The organism is Bifidobacterium miconis (assembly GCF_019331735.1).
Lineage (GTDB): Bacteria > Actinomycetota > Actinomycetes > Actinomycetales > Bifidobacteriaceae > Bifidobacterium > Bifidobacterium miconis.
Genome location: NZ_JAHBBH010000013.1, coordinates 41397 through 52716, shown reverse-complemented (window position 1 = coordinate 52716; position 11320 = coordinate 41397). Strand labels below are relative to the sequence as shown.

Annotated in this window: 5 protein-coding genes and 1 riboswitch; of the genes, 2 read left to right on the top strand and 3 right to left on the bottom strand. The window is 59.8% G+C overall.

Features of this window, described 5'->3' with window-relative positions:
* Positions 1-92: 92 nt before the first annotated feature.
* The 3 genes from KIH79_RS06030 to KIH79_RS06020 form a co-directional block, all read right to left on the bottom strand.
* Positions 93-707 (bottom strand): ECF transporter S component, encoded by a 615-nt coding sequence (locus tag KIH79_RS06030; protein WP_219058586.1) that lies wholly within the window; start codon positions 705-707, stop codon positions 93-95.
* A gap of 5 nt (positions 708-712) precedes the next feature.
* Positions 713-864: riboswitch (FMN riboswitch) on the bottom strand.
* 168 nt (positions 865-1032) lie between these two features.
* On the bottom strand, positions 1033-1317 hold the full coding sequence (locus KIH79_RS06025; protein WP_338023121.1) for a type II toxin-antitoxin system RelE/ParE family toxin: 285 nt from the start codon (positions 1315-1317) through the stop codon (positions 1033-1035).
* A gap of 42 nt (positions 1318-1359) precedes the next feature.
* Positions 1360-1668: a type II toxin-antitoxin system Phd/YefM family antitoxin gene (locus KIH79_RS06020; RefSeq protein WP_219058584.1), complete on the bottom strand. Its 309-nt coding sequence runs from the start codon at positions 1666-1668 to the stop codon at positions 1360-1362.
* 286 nt (positions 1669-1954) lie between these two features.
* Here KIH79_RS06020 and KIH79_RS06015 point away from each other — a divergent pair, with 286 nt between their 5' ends.
* Together KIH79_RS06015 and KIH79_RS06010 are read left to right on the top strand one after the other, a co-directional pair.
* Positions 1955-2467, top strand: a complete 513-nt coding sequence (locus KIH79_RS06015) for an HTH domain-containing protein (RefSeq protein ID WP_219058583.1) — start codon at positions 1955-1957, stop codon at positions 2465-2467.
* 1133 nt (positions 2468-3600) lie between these two features.
* The gene (locus KIH79_RS06010; protein WP_338023122.1) at positions 3601-11316 is read left to right on the top strand and encodes a cell surface protein; all 7716 of its coding nucleotides are present in this window, start codon (positions 3601-3603) and stop codon (positions 11314-11316) included.
* Positions 11317-11320: the final 4 nt, after the last annotated feature.

The following is an 11320-nucleotide window of genomic DNA, read 5'->3' as shown; positions in this document are numbered from 1 at the left end:
ACCCCTCAGTCACTTCGTGACAGCTCCCCTGACAAGGGGAGCCGAGAGAAAGGAATGCAGCAGTTTAAGCCCAGCAAGATATCGGTTGAAACCTACTTGTCGAGCAGCGTGGTGATCGGCTTGTAGATGGCGAACGTGACCACGCCGTGAATCGCGAACTTGAGCAGGTTGAACGGCAGCAGGGCCGGCACGATGAGCGCGGCGACCTGCGCGACGGTCATGTGCGCGTAGATCGGCGTGACGATCAGGTTGCCGACGATCGCGATGACGAGCGCGCACACGGCGCCGGCGATCAGGCCGATGAGCGCGTTCTTGCGCGTGCGGTTCGCGCGGTAGATGAACGCGGCCGGCAGGGAGAGGGAGAGCGCGACGAGCACGGCCATGAGCGTGCCCCACGGGTCCATGAACAGGTGCGGCACGAAGCCGAGCACGCTCACGATCGCGGCTGCGGCCGGGCCGAACGCGAAGCCGGCGATGAGCACGACGATGCCGGACGGATCGTACTTGAGCCACTGGATGCCCGGAATGATGGGGAATTCGATGAAGCTGGTGGCCATGGCGAGCGCGACGAATAGCGCGTACATGGCGATGCGGCGCGTGGACCAGCGGCCCGAATCGGCCACGCCGGTGGAGTGCGCGGTGTCGGGGCGCGACGAGGTTGCGCTGACGGTGCTGGCGGAATTGGTGGTATGCGAAGAGACACTCATGTTGAGCTCCGTTTCTTCCATCCGGACTGTAACCGTTGGCCCCGGATTCCCACCGGATCAGCCGCTTGCGCGGGTCGCGGGCTTGCGCGTGGGGCCGTTATGAGGTCGGCCGCGCGTTTACCGCCAGTAAGGATTTTCACCTTCCCTGAAACTTACGTCCCCAACGTATACCCTCACCCGCGGATTTCGCGTCCGCCGTACGCTAATCCTGTCCGTATGGTGGAGGGGCCCTTACCGCTTCATCTGTGAAGCGGCAAGAAACAATTTGCGGAATACCTGCATAAAGCCGCAGGGACTCGCGGAAATTGGCGGGCATTGTCCTGGATCACCGTTCGTTGCCCAATCTTCGCACGGCTTCCTTATATACGGTGTTATCGTCGCGAATGGACACGATAACAACGATCATGGCGTGTTCGGTTCGTTCGAGGCGGTACACGGCACGCAGGCCGTCGCCTTTGAGTTTGACTTTGAGATATCCCGTGAGATTGCCGTCGCGTTTATGCCCGAGTGGTTTGCCGTATCCGCCTTCGGTGAAGGGCAGCGGGTTTTCCGCCACCTTGTTGAGCATGGCGTATACGTGGCTTTTTGCCGGTTCTTTCAGCCGCGCCACGTCCTTTTGCGCGGCCTTGGTGAACGTGATCTCCCATGCCATTTATTCGAACTCCGGTTCAAAGCCGTCATCCACGGGCTTGTAGTCTTTGCCGAATACCTCGCTCATGTTGAGCCGTTCGCCGTTGTCGTTCTTCATGCGGTCGACCGCTTCGAGATAGAGGGCGAAATCTTCTTCCGCCTCTGTGTAGCGCTTGTAGTCATCGGGGGTGATGACTACCGCCGCCGGCTTGTTGTTGCGCATGATCACAACCGGATTGTCGTCCGTCACGCGTGCCAAGGTGCGGCTGACGCCGCCATGGCTCAACTCTGATACCGATACCAGATTGTCTATGGAAATGGTTCCGGCCATGATGGTTGCCTCTTTCATGTTCTATTATGTGATCATAAATAATATGATTACTATTATGATCATATTTATGATGAGACATGCCGATAGCGTTTACGTTTGTGCCGCGTGCGCGTTGTGACGTTGGATGATGCACAATGCGTACATACGAAGATTCGTTGTTTTTGCTGGAATGGTCGGCAGTGTTGGTAGGATGACAACCATTGCAGTGAGGCTGGTCGCGCGATTGGTCGGGTCGGCGGACTGCAACGATAGAGTCGTGGAGCGTCGTGAAAGTCAGGGAGGCAAGTTGGCGGACTCGCAGGATGTTGCGCGGGATGCGTCGGGACGTCGTCTCCGGTTTACCGACGAGCAGCGGGCGTATCTGGAGTCGCTGCCCGCGGTGGTGAGCGTGAGCGGTAACCGCATTGCGTTCCATCAGTGGTTCCGTGAGGATTTTCTGCGTCGCGTGGATGCCGGCGAGGGGCCGGTGGCGATTTTCCGAGCCGCCGGCTTGGATCCGTCGATTGTCGGATACAAGCGGATCGAACGCTGCACGTCGCGTTGGCGGCACGAGCGTGAGAAAGCCGTGCAGGATGGTGTTGTTGACGAAGGGCTGGTACAGGCGCCGTCGGGTTCCGTGTCCGATGCGCCGGTGTCGGTGCCGGGTTCGGCGGCGAATCTGCTGCCGTTGGACGTGTGCAATCGGATGCTGGTGCAGCAGGCGAATTATATCGATCGTCTGGAGGCGGAGAACGCCGATCTGAAACGTCAGATTCAGGAACTGCAGGTGATGCTGGTCTCGAAGGTTACGGTGTCGTAGCCTCGGCGTGTCGCATTGTTGGACTGTTCGGGGGTACAACGGGGTTTGCTGTGAACGTTAACTGGCAAAGGTGCCTAGTTTCTCATTTGTGCTTGATTTCATTGTGATTTTGCCATTTTTTGACGTAATGTCAATCGTTATATGCGTGTCGAATTTGACGGTTTGCCTTGATGCTGTTACCCAACATTCGAATACAATTTGTCCATATTTGTCACGGGGGGGGGGTTAAGTTGTTGACAGATTTCGCAGTGAGGAGAACCGTTCGCAAGAACGAAAGGTGAGAAATGCGATTTGGTTTGAACAGGAGCAAGGACAGGAACGAACTCGGCGCAAAGCCGCGATATTCCCGTACCTCCAGCCGTATCAAAGCCATCGCTTCCGTTGTCGCCGCGGCCCTGTCCCTCACTTGCGCCATTCCCTCGCACGCGCAGAACGTCAACGTCGAATCCGTGCTGAATTCGACAGTAAATTCGACACTTGATTCGACAGTCGGCTCCAATGTCACTGTCATCTCCAACGGCAAAGTCGTCACCGACAACACCATCGTCTCCGCCGCGAACGAAATCGCCAAGGGGGTCAAAGAGGGTACGACCGCCAATTCCGGCAACGTGTCCAACGGTACGTCCGGCACTTCCGGCACGACGTTCAAGCAGCACTCCACATTCCAGTCCGATTCCGCGTTCTCCAACGATTCGTCCGCGCTGAACGGCACCGCCGGCACGGCGGGGGAGGGGAGCGCCCAGTCCGGCACGACCAACGATTCCGCCGCAACGACCGGCAACGGCAGCGGTGCGACGGCGGATGCGTCCGGTAAGTCCGACGCGACGAACGACAAGACCGGCAGCGCCGATACGTCCGTGTCCGATACGACCGACGGCAAGAAGGATACGGCCGACGCCGATTCCGCGACGGACGCCGACAAGTCCGACAAGACCGACGCCGACGCGACCGATAAGAAAGATTCGGACGACACCGACGGCAAGTCCGATGACGCCGTCGACGACAAGAACGCCGACGATGCCACCGCGGACGATGCCTCTTCCGACGCTTCCGCCGATTCCTCCACTGACACCCAAGCCGCCGCCTCCTCCACCCTCGGCGGCCGCGACTTCGCGGGCCAGGTCACCAAGGAAATCAACGGCAAAACCTACATCCTCATCGGCAACGAACAGCAGCTGAGAGCGATCGGCACTAAGACGAAGGTGATGCGTCCGATCTGGAAGATTGAGACGGAACAGTGCCAAAAGACCGGTGAAACAGAGGTGGCTCACCTTCCCATCTACGGTTGGGTGTCGATCAATACGAAGACCCAGATCTATTCGGGAGACGCCGATCTTGATCCGGATGCGACATTGAGGAATCAAGTTGCTGACAATGATCATGATTCGTCGTTGATCGCATGCACGGGTCTGAATACGGGTGAGTATAAGTACAAATACGTCACGCTCGGTGAAGATGGTAGCGAGGTTTCCGCGTCGAAAGCGGATACCGGTTTGACGTATTCTTCCACGGAGAATTACATCATCTTCCGCGACATCAATCTGAACTCCAACGCCGTCGATACGGTCAACACCAACTGGGCTCCGTTGCGGTTCCTTGGCGTGATGATCGGCGCGGTGAGCCCTGATACCGCCACCGCAGGCTCCTTGTGGAGCACGCTCGGTACCGACGGCGTGAGTGTGAATGATACGGCGTTGCGCCCAGTGATCTCGCATGTGACGGTCGAGCAGACTGGTCCGAAGCTGAACGTCAACGAGCAGCAGGGCATTGGTTTCTTCTCGTCCCTTACGTCGGATACAAATTTGTCCGGCAGCAATCTGGGCAGTTCCGGCACGGTGTCGGTGACGAATATCAAGCTGAGCGATGTGTCGGTGACGAATAACGCCTCCGAGGCGTATGTTCCGGAAACGTTACTCGATCTGCTGACCAAGACCGTTGGTACGCTGCTGGACGCGCTGCTGGCACTGCTGAAATTGTTGACGGTCGGCATCGTCAACATCGATCTGAATCTCAAGGACCTGCTGTCCCTGCATAAGGACAATCCCTCGAATTTGGCGACCGGTGCATTCGCCGGGCGCATCTATGGCGACGTAAAAGTCACGAACTGCGCCGTCGAGGATGTTACGGTCTCCAGCGTCAGCAATATGACCGGCGGCTTCGCCGGATATGTCGAAGGTGCCACCCGATATGACGTTGTCTCGAAGATCGTGGGCGCGCTTACTGACCTGCTTGACAAGATTCTCAGTGTTATTCCTTTTCTGGGCCTTGGCGATCTGGTCACATGGCTGCTCAACGGCACGCTTGGCCTGAACGCGCTGATTCCGGTCGGCTACTACAACCCGGTCATCTCGAACAGCACGGTCACGAACTTCAAGGAAGGCACGGTCCTCGGCAGCGCCGACAAGCCGCAGGCCGGTGGTTTCGTCGGCGCGCAAATCGGCACGATCATCGAAAATTCTTCCGTGACCAGCGAGAACGCATTCACCGTGCTCGCCTCGGATTACGCGGGCGGATTCGCAGGCGTGTCCCGCAACGGCAACGTCGGCGGCCTGCTCAACTCGCTCGGTGTTGATCTCATGTCCGCACTGCGCCCGCAAAGTCTGATCGAAAACAGCACGCTCAAGGCCGACGGCGGTGTAACCGTGACTGCTGCGAACTATGCAGGTGGATTCTCCGGTGCGATGGCCAATTCCTATGCGGTCAACGATGCGATGACCGGCAAAACGACCGTCACAGCCACCACGTCGTATGCCGGAGGGTTCACCGGCTGTGCATCCGTGGGCTGGGGACTGGAACTCGGCAGCGGTGACGCCACGAACGGTTCTCTGTTGAAGCAGCTCGTCAAGGCCGTTACTGAACTGTTGGGCGATGGCAGCGGCGCAAGCGCTGGCGAGCTCCTGTCTGTCGCCGGAGTGAAGCCGTCGGATATTCTAGGCCTGTCGATGAACGGTACGATCACCGTCGAATCGCAGGGTGATTACGCGGGCGGTATCGCCGGCCTCGGTTCGGGCGTCACGATCGGCGACTCCAGCGAAACCAACCTCAACAAGCTGTCGTATTGGAAATACAACACGACTCTGCACCCGCGTCGTGCATATCCGGCCGTCAACCGCGCGACCTCGGTTGATGGACTTACCAAGGTGAGCGCCGCGAAATCGTATGCGGGTGGCATCGCCGGCAGTATGCAGCCGGTTATGGTGGCCGGTCTGCTCAACAACGTGTTGAAGATCGGCGACGTGAGCACGCTGAAAAAACTCGACGAGTTTGCCACGTTCCTTGTTGAAAACGTTGAAGTCACCGGCCCTGCCGACGGCTTGACCGTCACCGCGGGCGACTACTACGCGGGCGGCGCGATCGGCTGCGCCACCGGCGGCGACGTGACGAACGTGAACGTCACGAATCTTGCCGATCTGTCCGCCACAGGCGAAGTCGGTGGATTCATTGGTTTTTCTGGCCCTGGTTCCGCGGTCGGCGCCACCGGATTGAACGTGCTCGGCCTGATCAAACTCTCCGGTCTGTTGTCTGTCGCGCAATATTCCTCGGTTGAGGTGATCAAGTCGAACGTGACCGGCATTACCAGCGGATTCACGGTCAAGGCGACTGGTGTGACCGACGGCGAGAAGAACCGCTTCGCGGCCGGTGGCTTTTACGGTCAGGCGAACAGCACCAAAACGCGTGAAAGCCACGTGAAGAGCCTCAAGTCGGTTACCGCTGACAAAACCAAGTCGGACGGTATGGCCGGCGGCTTCGCCGGATATTCAACCACCGGCGGCCTCGCCGACGTGGCTGATGATGCGGCTAACTCCAGCGTCATGCAGGAATGGATCAAGGGCGGTCTGCTCTCCGTCGACGACCTACTCGGCGCAGTGCCGTACCTGATTCCGAACTATAAGGACACGACCGTGTCCTATGTCAACGGTGGTTACGTCGAGGGTGATATTGCAGGCGGTTTCGCCGGCAACTTCCAGTCCGGAAAAGTCAACCAGTTCAGCGACAAGGAGCTGAACGACGACGTGACGCTCGCCGACGTGCAGAATACTGTCACTGCGGAGGGTTATGCGGCGGTTGTCAACATCGATCATGTGACCGGTGGCGCCTACGCCGGCGGTTTCGGTGGCAAGGTCGTCTCCGGTGCGCTCGCTTCCGCGGGCAACGGCGGCATCAGCCTGCTCGGCAAGCTCGGCACAGTCAACATTGGCGACCTGCTGCAGGTCGTGCAGGGCTACGTGCCGCTTGTCTCCTACGCTTCCGTACATTCGGACGCGTCTACGGTCGAGACCACCAGTGGCAAAGAACCGACCGACCCGAAGAACCCCGGATTGGTTGTCTCCACCGATCGCATCGATTCGACAGACTCCACATCCGGTTCCGCTGGCGGATACATCGGCTATGGTTCCGGCGTACAGGTTTCGCATTCTAATGTGACCCAGCTGCGTTACACCAAGGTCACTGAGCCGAAGAAACTCGAAGACGCCGATGGCAGCACTTATTTCGACACGAAGAAAAGTTCCTACGCAGTAACGGCCAAGCGCTACGCGGGCGGCTACATCGGCTTTATGGATATCGGCTCTGCCGCATCCGTTGGCAAGGGTATCCAGTTGCTCGGCAAGGGTGTCACGCTTACTGACGTGACCAGCGTGCTTTCCGTCGTCGTCTCCACCATCGAACACTCCGATGTCACTGGTGCTGCCGCCGGCTACGCGGTGATCGCCAGTGATACCAGCGAAAAGAACACGGAACTCGGTAGCGGCATCCCCACCGCGGGTAGCGCTGATAATCCTCTTGGCGAGGCCGGCGGCTTCGCTGGACGCATCATGGGCGGGCACATTCAGGACTCGAACGCGCACAACTTCGCCTATATCATCGGTCAGCTCACTGCCGGCGGCTATGCAGGCGGTATCGCGCCCGGTGACGTAGCCAACGTGCTCGGCAACGAGGATTCCACGTTCACGGTGTTAAAGGGACTGGTTGGCGCCGGCGGCACGTTCGCATCCCTGCTGCAGGATTTCGTGCCGACGATCCGCAACTCGTCCACCGACGCCGTGCCCTGCGGCGGTGCTGTCCGCGCCCAGGCGGCCTCCGACAAGAACGCCTTGCGAGGCATGGCCGGCGGCTATGTGGGCCATGATGAGGGCGGCCATATCTGGGGTAACAACAACGCGCCTTGGAAGAACGAGAAAGACGCCGACAACCATTACACGGGAGAGAAGCGCACCGCGTTCGCCGCGCGCATCCGCAGCGTCTACGGAGCCGAATTCGCCGGTGGCTTCACCGGTTTCATGGAACCCGCCGACACCGCGAAAACCGGCAGCCTGAGTCTGCTGTTTGGTCTGATCGAGGTCGGCAATCTGCTCGGCGCGCTCGGCGTTGCCTACCCGACCGATGAGAACACGCATGTCACCGGCCCGCTGCGCAACCTCGACTATGACACATGGCAGGCATGGGCCGAGGCCGTCGGCACGCGCGGCGGATACGGCAAGGAATTCGCCGAACTGATCAAGCACGCCGGCGAAATCAATGATCAGAAAGCGCTGAACAAGGCCATCGACACGTATATCTATGGCACGAACGTCGTGGCCGGCCGTGCCGATTACGACCAGAACGCCAACGCCTCCCAAGGCGGCGTGGCGGGCGGCTACGTTGGTCTGATGCGCGCCGGCACCGTCACCAACGGGCAGGCGCAGGACACCAAGCAGGTCAAGGCCATGCGCGCCGCCGGCGGATTCGCCGGATCGATGGAATCCGGCGGAGCCGTGGAATTCGGCACGGTCAACGTGCTGGGCATCATCAAGGCGAATCTCAGCAAGCTCGTCAGCGCGCTGAATGTATTCGTACCGGTGATCAAGAGTTCGTCCGTCGTCGGCTACCGCCGCGGAATGACCGTCGAGGCCACTGGTACTGATTTGACGCATACGAACGGTTTCGCCGGCGGCTACGTCGGCTACGCGTCCGGCGCGCAGATCTGGGGTGATGCGACATTCTCCGACGCCGACAAGTCCGACGACCGCTGGACCATCGGTTCCACGCACGAGGGCTATAAGGCCACCGGCTGCAACGTGAGTAACCTGCGCCGCGTCAAGGGCACGAACGCAATCGGCGGCTACGCGGGCCTGATCACCGCAGCCGGTGTGGCCGAAGTGAACACGAACGCGTCCGAAGGTATCCTGCAGAAGCTGCTGGATCTGGTCATCTCCACGCCGAACGATCTGGCTCAGGTGGTTCAGGCCACCGTGTCCACCGTGCGCGGAGCCAGTGTTTCCTCTGTGAAGGACGAACAGTCCGCGGCCGCATGGGGCTTCACTGTCGAGGGTGCATACAGCGTCACCACTAAGAACGCCGACGGCACGACCACCACCTCCACCAAGTATGCTCGCGCGGCTGGCGGCTTCGCCGGATCGATGAAGGCCGTTGTGGCCGGCACCAAGAAGGGCGGCACGTCTGCAACTGATACGTTGACGGTCGACGGCCTGCGTGGTGTGGAAGGCGGTCAGTATGCCGGCGGTTTCTTTGGCCAGGCCGATACCACCGCCGTCGCATCTGTGGCCGGTACAAACGGTTCCAACGGTTCTGACCAGAGTACGAATCTGTTGCTTGGCTTGATCAAGGCTGGCAATATCAGCGCGCTTGAAGCGTTCCGCCCGTACGTCTACCACGCGAACGTGACCGGCGTTGCGGACGGCATTCAGATCAGGGCGCATGATTCGAGCACGCAGGGCATTCTCGACTCGAAGCGTTTCACCGGTGCTGCCGGTGGCTTCGGCGGCGGACTCATTAACGGTACCGTCGACTACGGCACGGTCACGAACCTCAACAGCGTGAGCGGCGTCAACTATGCCGGTGGCTTTATCGGCTATCTCGGCAAGGCCGGTACGGTCAATGCCGATAACATCGAAGTGAAAAAATTGCTTGGCGCGACGGCCGGCGTGCTCGACATCTGGGGTTCGCACGTCGATGATTCGTCTGTCACAGGCATCGCCGACGGATTTACCGTCGCTGTATCGCATGATGGTGCTGACTATCAGGCCGGTACCGACGCGGCGACTGGACGTGAAGTGGCCGGTGGTTTCGCCGGCTACGCCGACCTGGCGCGCATCAGCCGTTCCACTGTCACAGGACTCAAAAAGGTCTCCAGCGGCGAACTCGCCGGTGGCTTCGTCGGTGAAACGACGATGGCGTATCTGGTCGATGCCGAGATCAGCTCCGTGCTGCTTGACTTCATCCTCAAGGTCGTCAACGCGCTGTTGAAGCTGCTGTACCTCAACAAGGCTCAGGACCTCGGCGTCATCGATCTGGGCAAATGGTTCCCGGCGCTGGGCAAGGTCATCGATCTCAAAGTCCTTGCCGAAGGCGAACTGCTGTACGTCAACCTGTTCGGCTTGAAGATCGGCGTCGCATTGTCCAGAGCCGACGCGGAGAACCAGCAGCAGGCCGATGTGGCGATCATCACCATCGGCGACTCGACCATCAAACTGCCGTGCACGGAAGGCAACGGTGTCGATGAGGATCAGTTGCGCTCGAACCTGACCGTCGAACTCATCAAGGCCAACCGTACAAAGGTCACGTATTCCTCGGTGCAGGGCATCGCGGATGGCTACGACGTGTTCGGCGGGGGAGCGACGCAGGATTCGGATGGCGACGCGAATCTCGCGACCGGTTACGCGGGCGGATTCATCGCGTTCAACCATGAAGGTCTGCTCGAGCATGATGACATGACGTATGCCGATACGATCCGCGGCACCGAAGGACTGGTCGGACCGTTCACCGGTAAAACCAAGCTGAAGTCCGTCTACGACTTCAACAGCGTGCAGAAGATCGAAGGCACCGGCAACACGTACCACATCTACCGTGACGTGCCGGAGGCATGGTCGTATGCGCTGACCGCTGACAAACAGCAGTTCACATACGGGTCGCATATGGACAATGCGAAGAAGGCCGATGGTACCGCAAGTGATACGGCAGGCGTACTCAAGCTCGACCTCAACCGGTATGACGTGGCGCACATGACCGAAAAGACGGTCATCAAGGAGTTCGCCGACTACAAGGATGCGCTGGTGTCTAACAATGTGGGCGGCGTGAACGATCCTGACGAGAACGGCACGAACAAGTCCAAGTTCATGAACGTGTATGTGTCGGCGGCGGAGGCGGTGCTCATGCTGAACGTGGAGGTCACGGACAATACGAGCGGGTTGACGCCGGAACCGGACGACGGTCAGGATCCGTGCGGTTTGGACGGATGCCAGTCGATCGATCTGACGCTGCGCAAGGTGTGGGACGACAACGGCGGCCGGGCGGCTGAACGACCCAAGTCGATCACTCTGCGCATCACCGCGACCTACACGGACGCGAACGGCAAGATCGTGACGCCGGCCAACATCCACTGCCCGAAGGACGACTGCGTGACCGGCAGCAACCCGAAGGACAACCCGGCTTCCTATGTCGAGCAGGGCAACCCGTGGAACGTGACGCTGAGCGCGGACGACGCTTCCGCCGCGAACGGCAACACGTGGCGCAAGGTCGTCAAGAACCTGCCCATCGCGGTTCAGGACGATGGCGGCAAGATTCACCCGTACACGTACACCGTGCAGGAGATCGCCGTCACGTATCAGGGCAAGGACCCGGTGCGCGACTACGACAAGACGCCGACCGACGCGGGATACCACGTGACCGTTACGTACGACACCAAGGAGTACGTGGCGACCGTGACGAACGCGCCGTGGAAAATGCCCGACACGGGTGACCACGGAGCCCTATGGCTCGCCGTGTTCGCCGTGACGCTGCTCGGACTCGGCACCGCATGGTACGTGCGTGACGGTTCGCGTTCGAGAAAGCGGGGACGTCATGTCATGTAGATCG